A 16,624-nucleotide genomic window follows, 5' to 3' on the forward strand; every position below is an offset into this window, starting at 1 on the left:
GTTGCCGACCGCGGCGCTTCGATCCGCGTTCCGCACTCCTTCGTGAACAACGGCTACAAGGGTTACCTCGAAGACCGTCGTCCGAACTCGCAGGGCTGCCCCTACCAGATCGCTTCCCAGGTTCTGAAGACGATTTCGGAAGTCCCGACCGCAAAGTCCGCAGCCGCCTGATAGGCTGCCAGTCTCCCAAGACGGAAAACGCCGGCCTCAGCGCCGGCGTTTTTTTGCGGTGATGGTGGTGATCGTTTCGGCATGCCGTTTCCGAGCGATCCCCTCACCAACAAAATCTAAGACTTAGCTACGCTAAGAACTTGATTTTGTAACCTCTCCCCTTGTGGGAGAGAAAGCGATTTCAAGATCTTAGCGCAGCTAAGTCTTAGAAATCGCAAGTGAGGGGAAACGTCGCCCTGTGCCTACCGCGGCAGCAACCCACCCATGAACAACTGCTCCAGAAACCGCGCCGCGTCCTCGAACCGCCCCTCTCCCGCATAGGCCTGGCCGAGCACCGCCCGCACCTGTACGTCAAAATCGGCATAATGCTGGGTCGTTGACCAGATCGAGAAGATCAGGTGGTAGGGATCACATTTAGCGATCTTGCCGGTTCGCGTCCAGCTGCGGATCACCTCGGCCTTCTCGTCGACAAGCTCTTTCAGCGGACCTTTCAGCTCGTCCTCGATATGCGGCGCGCCCTGCAGCACTTCGTTGGCGAAGAGCCGGCTTTCGCGCGGAAAGTCGCGCGCCATCTCCAGCTTGCGGCGGATATAGGAGCGGATCTCCGCCTCGGGATTTCCCTCCGCATCGAGCGCCCTCAAGGGTTCCAACCATGTGGACAGCACCCGGTCGATCAACTGCCGGTGCATCGCGTCTTTTGTGCGGAAATAATAGAGAAGATTGGGCTTCGACATGCCCGCCGCCTCGGCGATCTGGTCGATCGTCGAACCGCGAAAACCGTTGGCCGAGAACACGTCGAGCGCGGCTTCAAGGATGCGCTCTTCCTTCTCCTCCTGAATGCGGGTGCGCCGCTGCGTCTGAGCCGCCCTCGGGATGGCCATTCGTCTTTTCGCCCTTCCTCATCCTGTCCGCAGAATATTAGAAAACATCTGTCTCTTTGCCGATTTTCGACTTGAGTGATGCCACGGACATTGTAAGCTTTTACCAACCGGTCAAATTATCTGCGACAAGCCAATCAAAGGCAATGCCGATCTCCGACGCCAGCAGGGCGAAGCACCTGAGGCCGACGGGAAAGACCATCGGGAACAACAAGCATGCTGCCGTCACGGCAGAGCGTGAAAACAGGTGAGGACTGACGAATGGTGGCAGCACCAGGCGAGAATCTGCGCGTCAATGGCGACCGTCTCTGGGACTTGCTGATGGATATGGCGAAGATCGGCCCCGGCATTGCCGGCGGCAACAATCGCCAGACCCTGACGGATGCGGATGGCGAAGGCCGCCATATCTTCCAGAAATGGTGCGAGGCGGCCGGCATGACGGTGGCCACCGACAAGATGGGCACGATGTTTGCCACCCGCCCCGGCACCGACCCGGATGCCTTGCCCGTCTATGTCGGCTCGCATCTCGACACCCAGCCGACCGGCGGCAAATATGACGGTGTCCTCGGCGTACTCGCAGGACTGGAAGTCGTGCGTTCGATGAACGACCTCGGCATAAAGACAAAGCACCCGATCGTCGTGACCAACTGGGCAAACGAGGAAGGCGCCCGCTTCGCCCCCGCCATGCTCGCCTCTGGCGTCTTCGCCGGCATTCACACGCTCGATTATGCCTATGGCCGCAAGGATCCCGACGGCAAGACCTATGGCGACGAGCTGAAACGGATCGGCTGGCTGGGCGAGGAAGAGGTCGGCGCCCGCAAGATGCACGCCTATTTCGAATATCACATCGAACAGGGGCCGATCCTCGAAGCCGAGAACAAGCAGATCGGTGTGGTCACCCATTGCCAGGGTCTCTGGTGGCTGGAATTCACCCTGACCGGCAAGGAGGCCCATACCGGCTCGACGCCGATGGACATGCGCGTCAATGCCGGTCTCGCCTTCGGCCGCGTCCTGGAAATGGTGCAGGACGTGGCGATGGCCGAGCAGCCCGGCGCGGTCGCCGGCGTCGGCCAGGCATTCTTCTCGCCCAATTCCCGCAACGTCCTCCCCGGCAAGGTCGTCTTCACCGTCGACATGCGCACACCGAGCCAGGAGAAACTCGACCGCATGCGGGCCAAGGTGGAGACCGGCGCGAAGGAGATCTGCGACGCGCTCGGCGTCGGCTGTTCGGTGGAAGCCGTCGGCCATTTCGACCCGGTTACCTTCGACCCGACACTGGTCGGCCGGGTACGCGATGCTGCCGAAAAGCTCGGTTATTCGCATATGGACATCATCTCCGGCGCCGGCCACGATGCCTGCTGGGCATCGAAGGTCGCGCCTTCGACGATGATCTTCTGCCCCTGCGTCGGCGGGCTTTCGCATAACGAAGCGGAAGAGATTTCCAGGGAATGGGCCACCGCCGGCTGCGACGTGCTCTTCCATGCGGTTGTGGAGACGGCGGAGATTGTGGAGTGACCGTCACGATTGCCATAGAGCAGCCGAAGCAGCCTGATGTCGTCGCCCTGATCGAGCTTTCCGACGCCTACATGGCCTCGCTTTATCCGCCCGAAGGCAATTTCGCGGTCGATCTCGATGCCCTGTCACAGCCGGATATTTCGTTTCTCGTTGCAAGATTGCACGGCAAGGCAGTCGGCTGCGGCGGCATCAAATGGTTTGGAGATGGCGGCGCCGAGCTGAAACGCATCTTCGTCCATGACGAAGCACGCGGCCACGGCGTCGGCCGGAAGATCATGGCCGAACTGGAAACGCTGGCAATCGCACGAAATGTCACCCGGCTTTTTCTCGAAACCGGCCCTCTGAACGTCGAGGCCGTCCGGATGTATGAGGCGCTCGGTTACTGCGTCTGCGGCCCGTTTGCGGATTACGAGGAAAATCCGCACAGCCTGTTCATGACGAAGGATCTTAAACAGCGGGAGGCTGCCGAATGAGCGCCTTCTTCGCATCGAAACCGAAAATAAGACGATCACCATCCGAGATGTTCAGTCCCTGAGACCAGACGTCTCGGGAGATTGACTGCGGCACACGATAAGGGGAACAACCATGGCCACGGTAATCAAGAACGGAACAATCGTCACCGCCGACCTGACCTACAGGGCGGACGTGAAGATCGACGGGGGGAAGATCGTCGAGATCGGTCCTGACCTGAAGGGCGACGAGGTTCTCGATGCCTCCGGCTGTTATGTCATGCCGGGCGGCATCGACCCGCATGTCCATCTCGAAATGCCTTTCATGGGCACCTATTCCGCCGATGATTTCGACTCAGGCACCCGCGCGGCGCTTGCCGGCGGCACGACCATGGTCGTCGATTTCTGCCTGCCTGACCCGGGCCAATCGTTGCTCGACGCGCTGAAGCGCTGGGACAACAAGGCGACCCGTGCGCATTGCGACTATTCCTTCCACATGGCCGTCACCTGGTGGGGTGAACAGGTGTTCAGCGACATGAAGACGGTCGTTCAGGAGAAGGGCATCAACACCTTCAAGCATTTCATGGCCTATAAGGGCGCGCTGATGGTGAATGACGACGAGATGTTCGCCTCGTTCTCCCGCTGCGCCGAACTCGGCGCCCTGCCGCTCGTCCATGCAGAGAACGGCGACGTCGTCGCCGCCATGCAGCAGAAGCTGATGGACGAAGGCAATAATGGGCCTGAAGCCCATGCCTATTCGCGACCCGCTTCCGTCGAGGGCGAAGCCACCAACCGCGCCATCATTATCGCCGACATGGCGGGCGTGCCGCTCTATGTCGTCCATACGTCCTGCGAACAGGCCCATGAGGCGATCCGCCGGGCGCGGCAGAACGGCATGCGGGTCTATGGCGAGCCGCTGATCCAGCACCTGACTCTCGACGAGAGCGAATATTTCGACAAGGACTGGGATCATTCCGCCCGCCGCGTCATGTCCCCGCCCTTCCGCAACAAGCAGCATCAGGACTCACTCTGGGCCGGCCTGTCGTCGGGCTCGCTGCAGGTCGTGGCGACCGACCACTGCGCCTTCACCACCGACCAGAAGCGCACCGGACTGGGCGATTTTCGCAAGATCCCGAACGGCACCGGCGGGCTGGAAGATCGCCTGCCGATGCTCTGGACCTATGGTGTGGCGACCGGCCGCATCACCATGAACGAATTCGTCGCCGTCACCTCCACCAATATCGCCAAGATCCTCAACGTCTATCCGAGGAAGGGCGCGATCCTCGTCGGCGCCGATGCAGATATCGTCGTGCTCGATCCGAAGAAGTCGAAGACGATTTCGGCAAAGACCCAGCAATCGGCGATCGACTACAACGTTTTCGAAGGCAAAGAGGTGACCGGGCTGCCGCGCTATACGCTGACCCGCGGCATCGTCGCCGTCGAGGATGGCGAGATGAAGAGCCGCGAGGGTCACGGCCAGTTCGTCGCCCGCGAGCCCTACCCCGCCGTCAACACGGCTCTGTCTACCTGGAAAGAACTGACCGCGCCGCGCAAGGTGGAACGGTCAGGCATCCCGGCGAGTGGTGTGTGACGTGGAGCCATTTCGCACGGCCCGTCCTGCCGTCTTGAGCATATGCCTGCCGTCACCCCGGCACCAGACCGTCCAGTTCGGGCAGCAGCACCACGCTTTCCTGTTCGTTGGGATCGGTCCGGGCGATGACCGCCGTGGTCGGACTGTCGGAGGCATTGGCGGGCAGATGGGGAATTCCGGCCGGGATGTACATCATCTCTCCGGCATGCAGCACGACATGGTTCTCGAGCCTGTCTCCGTACCACGTATGGGCGGAACCGGTGAGAACGTAGATGGCCGTTTCGTGGGATTGATGCAGATGCGCCTTGGCGCGCGCTCCCGGCGGCATGGTCAGCAGGTGCATGCAGATACCGGCAGATCCTACGCTCTGGGCCGAAATGCCCTCGAAATAACTCAGCCCCTGCTTCCCCTCGAAGGGAGAACCGGGCTTCACGATGCGGCAGGTGGGCTTTGACACGCTATCCATGGCAGGTGTTCTCCTCGCAGCGGAATGACACCGGACTTTACCACAGAGGCTCGCACTTGCGCCTCGGACATTTCATTACATCCGTCACGCGGCTTTGCCTGCCGACGATATTGATCGCCACTGCCGGCTGTGCCGGGACGGCCCAGGCCGCTAAATTTCTCGATGGCCCCTATGGAAGCAAGGAAGGCTGTATCTACGCAAAGACGGGCGAATCTTCCGGTGCCGAGGATTTCCTGCTTCTCACCGACGCGCAGCTGACGACCGCCTTCTCCTTCTGCGAGTTCAAGGGTGCGGCCACCAGAACGAAGGATGGTTTTACCATCAGGGCGCAATGCGATGCGGAGGGTGAAACCGGGCCGGAACAGACCGCGACGCTGAGGAAATCTGCAAATGGCTATACCGTGAGCTTTCCGGATGGCACGACAATGGGACCCATGCCGAAATGCCGCTGAGTGATACTTCCTATTCGGTCGTTTCGGCCAGAAAACTCGGCCTGACCTTCGAGACCGGAGATGGCCCCGTCCACGCCCTGTCTGATGTCGACCTGGAGGTGAGACGAGGCGATTTCGTCTCCTTCATCGGCCCGTCCGGCTGTGGCAAGACGACGTTTCTGCGCGTCATCGCCGATCTCGAAACGGCAACTGCGGGAGACATCACCGTCAACGGCATGACGCCGGAAGACGCCCGAAAGTCGCGCTCCTACGGCTATGTCTTCCAGGCGCCTGCACTCTATCCCTGGCGCACGATCGAAAAGAACATCGCGCTGCCGCTGGAGATCATGAACTACACGGCAGCCGAGCGGAAAGAACGCATCGAGCGCACGCTCGACCTCGTCAACCTTGCCGGCTTCGGCAAGAAATACCCCTGGCAGCTCTCCGGCGGCATGCAGCAGCGCGCCTCGATCGCCCGCGCGCTGGCCTTCGATGCCGACCTGCTCCTGATGGACGAACCCTTCGGCGCGCTCGACGAGATCGTCCGCGATCATCTGAACGAACAGCTGCTGAAACTCTGGGCGCGGACGCAAAAGACCATTTGCTTCGTCACCCACTCGATCCCCGAGGCGGTCTACCTGTCGACCAAGATCGTCGTCATGTCCCCCCGCCCCGGCCGGGTCACCGATGTGATCGAATCGACGTTGCCGAAAGAGCGCCCGCTGGAAATCCGCGAGAGCCCGGAGTTTCTGGCGATCGCCCACCGCGTGCGAGAGGGGTTGAGAGCGGGGCACAGTTATGAGGAATAGTTGCGAAACGTGGGGCCAAGTCCCCCTCTGGCCTGCCGGCCATCTCCCCCACAAGGGGGGAGAACACCCGCGGCAGCCCACCCGCTCCATCCCGATGACTACGATAGGCGCACGGAGGGCGAGGCAGGTTAAGCCCCTCCCCCTTGTGGGGAGGGGTTGGGGAGGGGTTTTTTCCGCCAGCGATCGAGGAGGAATATGCATGCCGCATTCCAATATCGATCCGAGAACCCGAACTCGCGCCAAGCGGTTGCGGCGGGAGCTGACCAAGGCCGAAACCGCCATGTGGAGCATGTTACGGGACCTCCGACCTCTTGGTGCCCGCTTTAGGAGAGAAACGCCGATCGGCCCATACATCGCCGATTTTGCCTGGCTGTCGGCGCGCATCGTCGTTGAAGTCGATGGCGATAGCCATGAGACCGATCATGGCCGCAAGCATGACCAGAGGCGCGATACGTTCATGCGAAGCCAAGGCTTTACCATTCTGAGGTTCGACAATCTTCAGGTCCTCGACGGACCGGACTACGTCTTCATCACGATCGAGCAACACGTGTCGCCATTCCTTCACATGGAACCGGCCCCATGAACCCCGCCTTCCTCCTCTGGCTGGCCGGTGCCATGGCCGTTTTCCTCGCCGCCGCCACCGCGTCGCGGGCCTATATCGCCACCAGCAACATGCTCCTGCTGCTGTTTTCGCTGACGCTCTACTGCGTCGGAAACCTGATGATGGTGAAGCTGATGCGCGAGGGTGGGCTGGGACTGGCGATCTCGGCCTCGGCGATTGCGCAATTGCTGCTAATCAACGTCATCGCCGTCTTCATTTTCGGCGAAAAACTGAGTTCCACCCAGCTCGCCGGCGTCGGCCTCGGCGTCGCGGCCATGGTGCTGATGCTGTTTCCGATGGGAGCGAAAAGCTGATGCACCGAGAAAAGCTATTCCAGCACCGCATCCTGCCCGTCGCGACCATCGTGCTCGTCATCATCGCGATCTGGTACGCCGGCGCATACTTCATGAACGCACCCTTCCAGCGCGATCTCGACCGGCGCGGCAACGTCACCTCGACGTCACTCGAATTTTTCGAAAAGACCATGGCGCAGCCGAAGCCGACGCTGCCGGCACCGCATCAGGTGGCGCAGAACGTCTTCGAAAACACATTCCTGCGCCGTGTCACTTCGAACCGCAGCCTCGTCTACCACGCCGGGGTCACCCTCTCCTCCACCGTCGTCGGCTTCACGCTCGGCACGCTTCTCGGCATCCTGATCGCCGTCGGCATCGTCCATGTCAGGGCGCTGGAGCGCAGCCTGATGCCCTGGATCATCGCCTCGCAGATGGTGCCGATCCTCGCCGTGGCACCCATGGTCATCGTCGTGCTGGGCGCCATCAACATCACCGGCCTCCTGCCCAAGGCGCTGATCTCGACCTATCTGTCCTTCTTCCCCGTGACCGTCGGCATGGTGAAGGGCCTGCGCTCGCCGGAACTGATCCAGCTCGACCTGATGCGCACCTATAACGCGAGCGGCGCCCAAACCTTCTGGAAGCTGCGCGTGCCCGCTTCCATCCCCTTCCTCTTCACCTCGATGAAGGTCGCCATCGCCGCGAGCGTCGTCGGCGCCATCGTCGGCGAACTGCCGACGGGGGCGGTGGCCGGTATCGGCTCGAAACTGCTCGCCGGCGCCTATTACAGCCAGACGATCGATATCTGGGCGGCGCTGATCGCAGGCTCGGTACTGGCTGCACTGCTGGTCGCGATCGTCGCGCTGGCCGGCAAGGTCGCCGATCGCGCCATGGGTTCGAAGCCGATGGGGAGACCGGCATGAGCATCTTTACCCGTGCTTGGCAATCCTGGCTTGCGCTGGCGCTCGCCCTTGCAGCACTCGCCACATTCCCGCTCGGCATTTCCGACATTCCGGTCCCATACGTCCCGGCGCGGATGTTTTCCGTCTACGTTCTTGCGATCGGCGGTGCCATCACCTCCCTTCTGCCGCTTCCCGGCCTGTTCCTCGCGGCAGTTCTCCTCGTCTGCAGCCATTTTTCCACCGGCCTGCTTCTCTCTCGGCTCACCGGCAACGAAGGCAGCGGTTCCGTCGCCTTCTTCCTCGTTCTCGCCGCCAATTGGCTGCTCGCCTGGCGCTGCGTCAGCCTGCTTTCGGCGATCAGAACCCGATCCAGCACGTTCGACGCCCTGCTGCGCCTAATCATCCCGGCGATCTTCGGTGCCTGGATCCTGATCCTCTGGGAGGCCCTTACCCGTGGCCTCGGCATCCCCTTCATCATCCTGCCGCCACCCTCGGCCATCGGCGCCCGCCTCATGACCTCCGTGCCGACGCTCTGGGCGGACGTCCAGCAGACCGTCTTCAAGGCCGTCGTCTTCGGCTATGTGGTCGGCTGCGCATCGGGCTTTGCGGTGGCGATCCTCGCAGACCGCGTCGCCTTCTTCCGTCACGGACTGCTGCCCATCGCCAACCTCATGTCGGCCCTGCCGATCATCGGCGTCGCCCCGATCATGGTCATGTGGTTCGGCTTCGACTGGCAGTCCAAGGCGGCCGTCGTCATCGTCATGACCTTCTTCCCCATGCTGGTGAACACCATCGCCGGCCTTTCGGCAGCAGGCAGCATGGAACGCGACCTGATGCGCTCCTATGCCTCGGATTACTGGCAGACGCTGATGAAGCTGCGCCTGCCGGCCGCCATGCCCTTCATCTTCAACGCTTTGAAGATCAACTCGACACTGGCGCTGATCGGCGCGATCGTGGCGGAATTCTTCGGCACCCCGATCGTCGGCATGGGGTTCAGGATCTCCACCGAGATCGGCCGCATGAATGTCGACATGGTCTGGGCCGAAATCGCCGTTGCGGCGCTGGTCGGCTCGGTCTTTTATGGTCTCGTGGCGCTCGGGGAGAGAGCGACCACATTCTGGCATCCGTCTAACCGTGGGGGTTAGGCGCAACGAACCGCCCGCGTAACATCGCAGGGGCGGAAAACAGAGGGCAACGATAATGAAAAAGATCATGATGGCATTGATGGCCGGGGCGATGTCCCTGGCTGCAGCCCAGGCAATGGCTGCCGACAAGGTGACCCTGCAGCTGAAATGGGTGGCCCAGGGCCAGTTCGGCGGTTATTTCGTCGCCAAGGACAAGGGCTTCTACGAAGAGGAAGGCCTCGACGTGACGATCAAGCCGGGCGGCCCGGATATCGCGCCCGAGCAGGTCATTGCCGGCGGCGGCGCCGACGTGATCGTCGACTGGATGGGCGGCGCATTGGTTGCCCGTGAAAAGGGCGTACCGCTCGTCAATATCGCTCAGCCGTTCCAGAAATCCGGCCTCGAACTGATCTGCCCGAAGGACGGCCCGGTCAAGACTGAAGCCGATTTCAAGGGCAAGACCCTCGGCGTCTGGTTCTTCGGCAACGAATATCCGTTCTTCGCCTGGATGAACAAGCTCGGCCTCAAGACCGAAGGCGGCGGAGACGCCGTGACCGTGCTGAAGCAGAGTTTCGACGTGCAGCCGCTCGTCCAGAAGCAGGCGGACTGCATCTCGGTCATGACCTATAACGAATACTGGCAGGCGATCGACGCCGGCTTCAAGGCCGAAGACCTCGTCGTCTTCAACTATACCGCCCTCGGCAATGACCTGCTCGAAGACGGCCTCTATGCGCTCGAAACCAAGCTTGCTGATCCGAAGTTCAAGGAAAACATGGTCAAATTCGTCCGCGCCTCGATGAAGGGTTGGAAATACGCGATCGACAATCCGGATGAAGCCGCCGAGATCGTCATGGACAATGGCGGCCAGGACGAGAACCACCAGAAGCGGATGATGGGCGAAGTGGCCAAGCTGATCGGCGACGGCAAGCTGGACATGGGAACCTACGAGCGCACCGTGAAGGCGCTCACCGACCAGAAGATCATCAGCAAAGCGCCGGAAGGCGCCTATACCGCCGATGTTACGGAAGCCGCACTGAAATAATCCGGCAACAAATGCATTCGATATTCTTCATGCCCGGCAACAAACCGGGCATTTTTTTGCCATCAGCGCGTGTCATCTGATCGGCCGGCGACGGATTGATCGTGAGACGACGAACACGTAAAAGTGGCGCCAGAACATGCAGATAATTTTTCCGCCTTATGCCGGAAGTAATTGTCGGATGCAGAGTTCGCTGCGCGTCATACAGGGAGGAGGTATGGCGATGCGACTATGTCGGTCGTGTGGACCTGCTTCTCCGAACATTGGATTTGCTGCATGCCTTACCGCCTATCGAATTCGATCCTGCCGCTGATTGCTTTGCTTGCCGCCTCTCCACTTGCGGCGCAGGAAGCCAATCCTTCGGCCGCACCCCAGGCAAAGCTCCCGGCAATCGTCGTGACGGAAGCGGTCAAGCGCCCGCTGACGGACCGCATCGTCGCGACCGGCACGATCCGCCCGGTCGACGAAATCCAGGTCCAGCCCCTCGTCGAGGGCCTTTCGGTCAAGCAGCTCAATGTCGATGTCGGCGATGAGGTCAAGGCCGACCAGGTACTCGCGACACTGAACGACGACGCGCTGATTTTGCAGAAGAGCCAGTATCAGGCCAACAAGGCCAAGGCGGAGGCATCGGTCGCCCAATACGAGGCGCAGGTCATCGAAGCCGAAGCCAATCAGGATGACATGGTGCGCCGGCGCGACCGGACGGAGAAACTCAGCGAGAACGGCACCAGCACGGTCTCGCAGCTCGAACAGGCCAATGCGCAGGTTCAGGTCGCCCGCGCCCGTCTCAATGCGGCAAGGCAGTCTGTCACCGTCGCCCAGTCCGATGTCCGCGTTATCGAGGCCCAGCTTGCCGATGTCGAGCTGCAGCTTGCCCGCACCGGCGTGAAAAGCCCGGTCGATGGTGTCGTCTCGGTCAAGAATGCCAAGGTCGGCGCCATCGCCTCAGGCAATGGCGATCCGCTGTTCACCGTCATCCGCGATGGCGCGATCGAACTGGTCGCCGATATTTCCGAGACAGACATCCAGAAGGCCAAGATCGGCCAGAAGGCCGTGGTAGCGATTGCCGGCGGCGCCAAGGAAGTCGAGGGCCGCGTGCGCCTCGTTTCCCCAACCGTTGACCCGACCACAAGGCTCGGCCTCGTCCATGTCGAGATCGATGCCGATAGCGGCGCGCGCGCCGGCATGTATGGCCGTGCATCCATCATCGTCGAAGAAACAGAAGCGCTCGCCCTCCCCTTGTCCGCCGTGACCGTCGGTCGCCAGGGCGCGACCACCCGCAAGGTGCAGGACGGCGTCGTCAAGCAGGCCGAGATCGTCACCGGTTTCCAGGATGGCGGCTTCATCCAGGTCGTCAGCGGCATCGAGGCCGGCGACGTCGTGGTCGCCAAGGCCGGCGCCTTCGTGCGCGACGGAGACCACATCACCCCCGTTCCGGAAGACAAGGCTGCGACTGACAAGGCGACGGAGAATTCCCAATGAATTTCTCCGCCTGGTCGATCAAGAACCCGATCGCACCGCTGCTCGGTTTCGTGCTGCTGATGGTCGTCGGCATCCAGTCCTTCTATGCGCTGCCGATCACCCGCTTCCCCAATATCGACGTCCCCGTCGTCTCCGTCACGGTGGCGCAGAGCGGCGCCTCGCCGTCCGAACTCGAAATGCAGGTGACGAAGGAGATCGAAGACGCGGTCGCCTCGATCAGCGGCATCGATGAGATCCAGTCGACCGTCACCGACGGCCAGTCGCTGACGACGGTCGTCTTCCGCATCGAGAAGCCGACGGCCGAAGCCGTGCAGGACACCAAGGACGCGATCGACAAGATCCGCGGCGACCTGCCGGCCGGCATCGAGGAACCGATTGTCACCAAGGTCGATGTCGAAGGCCAGGCGATCCAGACCTTCGCCGTCTCTTCGCCCAACATGACGCTGGAAGAACTCTCCTGGTTCGTCGACGACACGATCACCCGCGAATTGCAGGGCGAGCCCGGCATCGGCCGCGTCGATCGTTACGGCGGCGCCGACCGTGAAGTGCGGGTCTCGCTCAACCCGGCCAAGCTCGACGCCTATGGCATTACCGCCGCCGACGTGAACACGCAGATGCGCGGCACCAACGTGGACCTCGGCTCGGGCCGCGGCCAGGTGGCCGGCAATGAACAGTCGATCCGCACGCTGGGCGACGCCCGCGACGTGGCGCAGCTTGCCGACACCTCGATCGCGCTTCCCAACGGCCGCTTCGTCAAGCTGTCCGAGCTCGGCCGCGTCACCGATACCTATGAGGAGCCGAAATCCTTCTCGCGCTTCAACGGCACACCGGCCGTCACCTTCGCCGTGTTCCGCGCCAAGGGCGCCAGCGAAGTCTCGGTTGCCGAGACCGTTGCGGAAAGCCTCGACGTCATCCGCAAGGCCCATCCGGACGTCGCGATCGAAATGGTCGACGACAGCGTCTACTTCACCTACGGCAATTACGAGGCGGCGCTCCATACGCTGATGGAAGGCTCGATCCTCGCCGTAATCGTCGTCTTCCTGTTCCTGCGCAACTGGCGCGCGACACTGATCGCCGCCGTGGCATTGCCGCTGTCGGCCATCCCAACCTTCTGGATCATGGACATCATGGGGTTCTCGCTGAACCTCGTGAGCTTCCTGGCGCTGACACTCGCGACCGGCATCCTCGTCGACGATGCGATCGTTGAGATCGAGAACATCGCCCGGCATATCAAGATGGGCAAGACGCCCTATCGCGCGGCCCTCGAAGCTGCCGACGAAATCGGCCTCGCGGTGATCGCGACCAGCTTCACCATCATCGCCGTCTTCGTGCCGGTCTCCTTCATGCCGGGCATTCCGGGCCAGTATTTCATCCAGTTCGGCCTCACCGTCGCCTTCTCGGTGTTCTTCTCGCTCGCGGTGGCGCGCCTGATCACGCCACTCATGGCCGCCTATCTGATGCGTGCCGAAGACGCGATGGACGACCACGAGGATAATGACGGCTGGATGATGCGGGCCTATACCCGCCTCGTCACCGGCACGACGCGCAAATGGTACTGGCGCTACGCCACCCTGATCGCCGCGATCGCCTTCCTCTTCGGTTCGATGGTCCTGCTCAGCAAGGTTCCCGGCTCCTTCCTGCCGCCGGACGACTCGTCCCGCGTCGTGCTGTCGGTCGAACTGCCGCCGAATGCGACGCTTGATGAGACGGATGTCGTCAGCGCCCAGGTCTTCGAGGCGGTGCGCCATATCGATGGCGTCGAGAGCGTCTTCACACTAGGCGGCGCCTCGCCCAAGGGCGATCTCGAACTGCGCCGCTCGACGGTCCGCGTCATCCTGAAGAATATCGACCATTCACTGGTCAAGACGCTGGTCAACAAGGGCCTCGGCGGCCTGCCGCTGATCGGCGGCTACCTGCCGAAACTACCGGAAAACGGCCGCACCCGGCCGCAATGGGACGTGGAGAAGGATATCTTCGCTGCCGTCCACTCCATCCCCGACGTCCGCATTTCCAAGGTCAACGACCGCGCCGAACGCGAACTCTCGTTCAACTTCCTCTCCTCCAACGAGGACGACCTGAACGAGGCCGTCAGCCTCTTGGAATCGCGCCTGCGCGCCTCCAACATCCTGGTCAACGTCTCCTCCGACGGCGCCCTGCCCCGCCCGGAACTGCAGATCCGCCCGCGCATGGCTGAAGCCTCGCGCCTCGGCATCACGCCGCAGCAGATCTCGGAAACCGTCCGCGTCGCGACGATCGGCGATATCGACGCAAACCTCGCAAAGATCTCGCTCGACAGCCGGCAGATCCCGATCCGCGTCCAGACCTCGCTCGACGTGCGCCGCGACCTGCAGGCGATCCGCAATCTCAAGGTCAAGACCGCATCGGGCTCCATGGTGCCCCTCACCAGCGTCGCCGATATCGACTATGCGGAAGGTCCAAGCTCGATCAAGCGCAACGACCGCAACCGCGTCGTCGCGATCGGCTCCGACGTGCCCTTCGGCACCGCGCTCGATTCCTCGACCGCCGAGTTCAAGCGCATCGTCGACGAGACCGACCTTCCTTCGACGGTGCGGCTCGCCGAAAGCGGTGACGCCAAGGTCCAGGCCGAAATGCAGCAGAGCTTCGGCAATGCCATGCTGCTTGGCCTGATGCTGGTGCTCGTCGTGCTGATCCTGCTATTCAAGGATGTCATTCAGCCCTTCACCATCCTCTTCTCGCTGCCGCTTGCCATCGGCGGCGTCGCAGTCGCGCTGATCGTTACCCAGAACGCGCTCTCCATGCCCGTCCTGATCGGCATCCTGATGCTGATGGGCATCGTCACCAAGAACGCCATCCTGCTCGTCGACTTCGCCATCGAGATGAAGCGGCACGGGCTGGAACGGGTTCACGCCATGGTCGAAGCCGGTCGCAAGCGTGCCCGCCCAATCATCATGACCTCGATCGCCATGTCCGCCGGCATGCTGCCGTCGGCCATGGGCGTCGGCGAAGGCGGCTCGTTCCGCGCACCGATGGCGATCGCCGTTATCGGCGGCATCATCGTCTCGACCGTGCTGTCGCTCGTCGTCGTGCCCTCCTTCTTCCTCATCATGGACGACCTGTCGCGCCTCCTCGGAAAGCTCTTCGGCCGCTTCGTCGGCAAGAAAGAAGACGACGAGGAAGTCCTGTCGCCGGAAGAACTCACGCGGCGGACGCACAGCAACGATCGCGGCCTCTCCGATCTCGAAGAGCGAATGGCCCAGATCGAGCAGGAGACCGGCACTCGCGGCATCGGCGCCCAGCGAGGAATGCGATAGTCATCTACGGCCGCCGGACAGGCGGCCGTTTCCACCTCGTCAGTTGCTCGTGCCTCTGGACGAAATGCATGGCGATTTGATCAATATCAAATCCCTCTCTTCAGCAAACGCTATTGTACCACCATGGGTGGTTACAGCAGTCGCATAGGGAAGAGATGGCGGACATGAACAGCAACCTGAAGCTCAACAATCGAGACCGGGCCGTGCTTCTCAAGGCGCCTTTCCTGGCAGGCTTGAGCCAGGAGATCCTGGTCCGCCTGATGTCGGCGATGACGGTAAGCACACTTCCCGCCCGCAAATTCGTGGCGCGGGAGGGAGAACCCGCCGACGCGTTCTATTGCGTCTTGAGCGGCTATGTCCGTCTCTTCAGGCTGAGCCGCGAAGGCCGCGAGGCCGACATCATGGTCTGCGCGCCGGGCGATACCTTTGCCCAATGCCTGCTCTTCGGCGAAAACGCCTATCGCTACAATGCGCTCACAGCAGAACCGACGACGCTGGCCCGTTTCGACATGCAGGCCGTGCGTGAGCTTGCCCAACAGGAACCGGAGATCGCCAAGGCCGTCATCGCTTCCATATCGCGCAATCTGCAGGACACGATCGACTGCATCACCAACGATCGTCTGTTCACCGCGCCGCAGCGCGTCGCAAATTACATCGTCAGCCGCTGCCCGGCCGAGGTCGGCCCGGCCTCAATCCGCCTGCCGTTCCAGAAGAACCTGCTCGCCGGCATGCTGGGCCTTGCACCGGAAGCCCTGTCACGCGCCTTTTCCAGCCTGCGCAAGGCGGGCGTGACCGTCCGCGGTCGAATCATCCAAGTCGGTGATGTACAAGCTCTGCGAGAATCCGACGCTTCGAGGACACGATAGACAGAGCGGGTCCTTGATCCACGCGTGTTGCGACAGGGGTGTCCAGCAACAGGCGTTGGCCGGCAGCGACAAGCTGCCGGCTTTTTTGTCTCAGAGCCCGCCCTGGCGGCGCAGGAATTCGACGATGTGGCCGACCCCCTCGCCGCGCTTGAGGTCGGTAAAGACATGCGGCTTCATCTCGCGCATACGGGCCGCGTCGCGATCCATCACATCGATATCGACGTCGACATAGGGCGCCAGATCCTTCTTGTTGATCACGAGAAGGTCCGAGCGGGTGATGCCCGGTCCGCCCTTGCGCGGGATCTCCTCGCCCTGGCAGGTCGAGATCACGTAGATGGTGATGTCGGCGAGATCCGGCGAGAAGGTCGCGGCGAGATTGTCGCCGCCCGATTCGATAAAAACGACGTCAAGATCCGGGATACGCTGGTTTAGCCCTGCGATCGCCTGCAGATTGATCGTCGCATCCTCGCGGATCGCCGTATGCGGGCAACCGCCCGTCTCGACACCGACGATGCGGTCCGACGACAATGCCTGCATGCGCACCAGCGCATCGGCATCTTCCTTTGTGTAGATGTCGTTGGTGACGACGGCGACGGAATAGTCGTCGCGCATCGCCTTGCAGAGCTTTTCCGTCAGTGCCGTCTTGCCCGACCCAACCGGCCCGCCGATGCCGACCCTCAGGGGTCCGTTTGCCGATTTCATACGTATGTCCTTTCG

At 62.0% G+C, this 16,624-nt stretch carries 16 protein-coding genes and 1 pseudogene; 14 read left to right on the forward strand and 3 right to left on the reverse strand.

The annotated features are described in order from the left end of the window. Positions 1-171 (forward strand): annotated as a pseudogene (locus BM216_RS33610) (glutamine synthetase); the annotation flags it as partial. Between the two features lie 242 nt (positions 172-413). Here the strand turns inward: BM216_RS33610 and BM216_RS22470 are convergent. After that, positions 414-1,052 (reverse strand): TetR family transcriptional regulator C-terminal domain-containing protein, encoded by a 639-nt coding sequence (locus BM216_RS22470; protein WP_093001465.1) that lies wholly within the window; start codon positions 1,050-1,052, stop codon positions 414-416. Between the two features lie 258 nt (positions 1,053-1,310). Here BM216_RS22470 and BM216_RS22475 point away from each other — a divergent pair, with 258 nt between their 5' ends. From BM216_RS22475 to hydA, 3 genes are all read left to right on the forward strand, one after another. Then, positions 1,311-2,564 carry a Zn-dependent hydrolase gene (locus tag BM216_RS22475; protein ID WP_093001466.1) on the forward strand — a complete coding sequence of 418 codons (1,254 nt, stop codon included), beginning with the start codon at positions 1,311-1,313 and terminating at the stop codon, positions 2,562-2,564. Further along, positions 2,561-3,037, forward strand: coding sequence for a GNAT family N-acetyltransferase (locus BM216_RS22480; RefSeq protein ID WP_244530272.1), 477 nt, complete (start codon positions 2,561-2,563; stop codon positions 3,035-3,037). Before BM216_RS22475 ends, BM216_RS22480 begins: the two co-directional genes overlap by 4 nt. A gap of 112 nt (positions 3,038-3,149) precedes the next feature. Beyond that, positions 3,150-4,604, forward strand: a complete 1,455-nt coding sequence (hydA, locus tag BM216_RS22485; RefSeq protein WP_093001468.1) for a dihydropyrimidinase — start codon at positions 3,150-3,152, stop codon at positions 4,602-4,604. 52 nt (positions 4,605-4,656) lie between these two features. On the opposite strand, the gene BM216_RS22490 is transcribed toward hydA, so the two are convergent. Continuing rightward, positions 4,657-5,070 (reverse strand): cupin domain-containing protein, encoded by a 414-nt coding sequence (locus BM216_RS22490; protein ID WP_093001469.1) that lies wholly within the window; start codon positions 5,068-5,070, stop codon positions 4,657-4,659. Positions 5,071-5,126: 56 nt separating this feature from the next. On the opposite strand from BM216_RS22490, the gene BM216_RS22495 reads away from it, so the two are divergent. From BM216_RS22495 to BM216_RS22540, 10 genes are all read left to right on the forward strand, one after another. Then, positions 5,127-5,522, forward strand: coding sequence for a hypothetical protein (locus tag BM216_RS22495; RefSeq protein ID WP_093001470.1), 396 nt, complete (start codon positions 5,127-5,129; stop codon positions 5,520-5,522). Continuing rightward, entirely contained in the window at positions 5,513-6,310 is a 798-nt protein-coding gene (locus BM216_RS22500) for an ABC transporter ATP-binding protein (protein WP_177230872.1), read from the forward strand. Before BM216_RS22495 ends, BM216_RS22500 begins: the two co-directional genes overlap by 10 nt. A gap of 199 nt (positions 6,311-6,509) precedes the next feature. After that, on the forward strand, positions 6,510-6,893 hold the full coding sequence (locus tag BM216_RS22505) for an endonuclease domain-containing protein (RefSeq protein WP_093001471.1): 384 nt from the start codon (positions 6,510-6,512) through the stop codon (positions 6,891-6,893). Continuing rightward, positions 6,890-7,225, forward strand: coding sequence for a hypothetical protein (locus BM216_RS22510; protein WP_093001472.1), 336 nt, complete (start codon positions 6,890-6,892; stop codon positions 7,223-7,225). The genes BM216_RS22505 and BM216_RS22510 overlap by 4 nt, the downstream gene beginning before the upstream one ends. Then, entirely contained in the window at positions 7,225-8,124 is a 900-nt protein-coding gene (locus BM216_RS22515; protein ID WP_093001473.1) for an ABC transporter permease, read from the forward strand. The genes BM216_RS22510 and BM216_RS22515 overlap by 1 nt, the downstream gene beginning before the upstream one ends. Next, on the forward strand, positions 8,121-9,248 hold the full coding sequence (locus BM216_RS22520) for an ABC transporter permease (RefSeq protein WP_093001474.1): 1,128 nt from the start codon (positions 8,121-8,123) through the stop codon (positions 9,246-9,248). The genes BM216_RS22515 and BM216_RS22520 overlap by 4 nt, the downstream gene beginning before the upstream one ends. Before the next feature lie 55 nt (positions 9,249-9,303). After that, positions 9,304-10,269 carry an ABC transporter substrate-binding protein gene (locus BM216_RS22525; protein WP_093001475.1) on the forward strand — a complete coding sequence of 322 codons (966 nt, stop codon included), beginning with the start codon at positions 9,304-9,306 and terminating at the stop codon, positions 10,267-10,269. Between the two features lie 273 nt (positions 10,270-10,542). Then, a complete protein-coding gene (locus BM216_RS22530; RefSeq protein ID WP_093001699.1) occupies positions 10,543-11,748 on the forward strand; it encodes an efflux RND transporter periplasmic adaptor subunit in 1,206 nt (401 codons plus the stop codon). Next, positions 11,745-15,041 carry an efflux RND transporter permease subunit gene (locus tag BM216_RS22535; protein ID WP_093001476.1) on the forward strand — a complete coding sequence of 1,099 codons (3,297 nt, stop codon included), beginning with the start codon at positions 11,745-11,747 and terminating at the stop codon, positions 15,039-15,041. Before BM216_RS22530 ends, BM216_RS22535 begins: the two co-directional genes overlap by 4 nt. A 164-nt stretch (positions 15,042-15,205) precedes the next feature. Continuing rightward, positions 15,206-15,907 (forward strand): Crp/Fnr family transcriptional regulator, encoded by a 702-nt coding sequence (locus tag BM216_RS22540; protein WP_177230873.1) that lies wholly within the window; start codon positions 15,206-15,208, stop codon positions 15,905-15,907. 90 nt (positions 15,908-15,997) lie between these two features. Here the strand turns inward: BM216_RS22540 and ureG are convergent, their stop codons facing one another. After that, positions 15,998-16,609 (reverse strand): urease accessory protein UreG, encoded by a 612-nt coding sequence (gene ureG / locus BM216_RS22545; protein ID WP_093001478.1) that lies wholly within the window; start codon positions 16,607-16,609, stop codon positions 15,998-16,000. Positions 16,610-16,624: the final 15 nt, after the last annotated feature.

Origin of the sequence: Rhizobium sp. NFR07, from assembly GCF_900111905.1 — a bacterium.
Taxonomy (GTDB): Bacteria; Pseudomonadota; Alphaproteobacteria; order Rhizobiales; family Rhizobiaceae; genus Neorhizobium.

Coding starts and splice junctions, on each gene's coding strand:
- BM216_RS22470 (WP_093001465.1), bottom strand. CDS start 1,052: ATGGCCATCCCGAGGGCGGCTCAGACGCAGCGGCGCACCCGCATTCAG.
- BM216_RS22475 (WP_093001466.1), top strand. CDS start 1,311: ATGGTGGCAGCACCAGGCGAGAATCTGCGCGTCAATGGCGACCGTCTC.
- hydA (WP_093001468.1), top strand. CDS start 3,150: ATGGCCACGGTAATCAAGAACGGAACAATCGTCACCGCCGACCTGACC.
- BM216_RS22490 (WP_093001469.1), bottom strand. CDS start 5,070: ATGGATAGCGTGTCAAAGCCCACCTGCCGCATCGTGAAGCCCGGTTCT.
- BM216_RS22500 (WP_177230872.1), top strand. CDS start 5,513: ATGCCGCTGAGTGATACTTCCTATTCGGTCGTTTCGGCCAGAAAACTC.
- BM216_RS22505 (WP_093001471.1), top strand. CDS start 6,510: ATGCCGCATTCCAATATCGATCCGAGAACCCGAACTCGCGCCAAGCGG.
- BM216_RS22510 (WP_093001472.1), top strand. CDS start 6,890: ATGAACCCCGCCTTCCTCCTCTGGCTGGCCGGTGCCATGGCCGTTTTC.
- BM216_RS22515 (WP_093001473.1), top strand. CDS start 7,225: ATGCACCGAGAAAAGCTATTCCAGCACCGCATCCTGCCCGTCGCGACC.
- BM216_RS22520 (WP_093001474.1), top strand. CDS start 8,121: ATGAGCATCTTTACCCGTGCTTGGCAATCCTGGCTTGCGCTGGCGCTC.
- BM216_RS22525 (WP_093001475.1), top strand. CDS start 9,304: ATGAAAAAGATCATGATGGCATTGATGGCCGGGGCGATGTCCCTGGCT.
- BM216_RS22530 (WP_093001699.1), top strand. CDS start 10,543: ATGCCTTACCGCCTATCGAATTCGATCCTGCCGCTGATTGCTTTGCTT.
- BM216_RS22535 (WP_093001476.1), top strand. CDS start 11,745: ATGAATTTCTCCGCCTGGTCGATCAAGAACCCGATCGCACCGCTGCTC.
- BM216_RS22540 (WP_177230873.1), top strand. CDS start 15,206: ATGAACAGCAACCTGAAGCTCAACAATCGAGACCGGGCCGTGCTTCTC.
- ureG (WP_093001478.1), bottom strand. CDS start 16,609: ATGAAATCGGCAAACGGACCCCTGAGGGTCGGCATCGGCGGGCCGGTT.